The sequence below is a fragment of the Microcystis sp. M49636_WE2 genome (assembly GCF_030065375.1).
GTDB lineage: Bacteria > Cyanobacteriota > Cyanobacteriia > Cyanobacteriales > Microcystaceae > Microcystis > Microcystis aeruginosa_C.
The window spans coordinates 1-1,550 of the sequence record NZ_JASJFG010000699.1 but is presented as its reverse complement, the minus strand read 5'-3'; the positions used below and the strand labels follow the sequence as shown (position 1 = coordinate 1,550).

Sequence of the window (1,550 nt, the reverse complement as noted above, 5' to 3'; positions counted from 1 at the left end):
GCCGAAATCGCCTCCGGTTGACGAACACGAAATCTACCCAACCACCAAGCGGCATAATAACGCGCGCCTAGGTCTTCTCTTTGCTGGATATTAGCGATCGCTTGTTCAACAGTATAGGCCGGATTATCGACGGCAGCAGAGTAAGAATCGCTCATAGACAAGTGAAAATGGGTTTTGGGGAATTATGAATTATGAATTATGAATTATGAAGTGGGGAGCAGGGAGTGGGGAGAATAAATAAAAATAATCTCCTGACTCGGAGAATACTGACTCGGAGAATACTGATAACCGACTCAGTTTTTCATAGTTGCCGCACCCTTGCCAATACCAGAATAAATTAAACCCCGTTGAGCATCGAGACTAATGATCACCCCTTCGCGGATAATTTTCGTGGCATCTTTAACCCCGACAATCACAGGAATACCCAATTTTAAACCGATAGTAGCGGCGTGATTGTTCATCGCGGTATCTTCGGTGATAATTCCGCCAGCTTTCCGCATCATATCCACATATTCGGCGCTGGTGGTGGGAACGACTAAAATCTCCCCGTTACTAAAACTACCCACTTCCCGGGCATTATGGGCCACTCGCGCCCGGCCACTGGCCACACCCTGGCCGATACCTGTACCCTTGCCCAAAAGGGATTTTACCACTTCCACCTTAATTAAATCCGTGGAACCGGCCACCCCTTGCAGAGTTCCCGCCGTCATCACCACTAAATCACCATCCGCGAGGAGGTTATTTTCCTGGGCGAGATTCATCGCCACTTGAAAAGTTTGGCTGGTGGAGGGTAAATCGAGCAATAACATCGGTTTTACGCCCCAAACTAGCTGTAACTGCTGTGCCACTTCCCGATGGGGAGTAACGGCTAAAATCGGGGTTTTGGGGCGAAATCGGGAGACGTTACGGGCAGTAGAGCCAGTTTTTGTCAGGGTAATAATTGCCGCTGCCCCCAATTGTTCGGCAATTTGACTGACTGCCGAGGAAATAGCGTTAGGAATCGATTGTTTATTGTTAGAGCGAGCGGCACTATTTATCTGTTCCCGTTCGATCCTTTCGGCAATGCGGGCCATGGTTGCCACCGCTTCGATGGGATAATGACCCACAGCCGTTTCATTGGAAAGCATGACCGCATCAGTGCCATCTAAAATCGCATTAGCTACGTCAGAAACCTCGGCGCGGGTGGGACGAGGATTACTGGCCATACTGTCAAGCATTTGAGTGGCGGTGATAATCGGGATGCCTAGCTGATTAGCGGTATTAATCAGGCGTTTTTGCAGGATTGGCACGTCTTCGGCTGGTAATTCTACTCCTAAATCTCCCCTGGCCACCATAACACCATCACAGAGGGATAAAATTGCCTCCATTTCCTCGATCGCTTCGTGTTTTTCAATTTTAGCGATCACGGGGATAGATTTACCCGCACTGGCGATTAATTCTTTAATTTCGAGGATATCTTGGGGATTACGCACAAAACTAAGGGCGATCCAATCCACATCCCACAGCAGTCCGAACATTAAATCTTTTTTGTCCTTATCGGTTAAAGCTTT

Annotated in this window: 1 protein-coding gene and 1 pseudogene; both read right to left on the bottom strand. The window is 48.3% G+C overall.

Features of this window, described 5'->3' with window-relative positions:
- Nucleotides 1–155, bottom strand: a pseudogene (locus PX484_RS16045) (HEAT repeat domain-containing protein); the annotation flags it as partial.
- A gap of 138 nt (nt 156–293) precedes the next feature.
- A partial coding sequence (gene pyk / locus PX484_RS16040; protein ID WP_288104718.1) for a pyruvate kinase occupies nt 294–1,550 on the bottom strand: 1,257 nt, incomplete at its 5' end.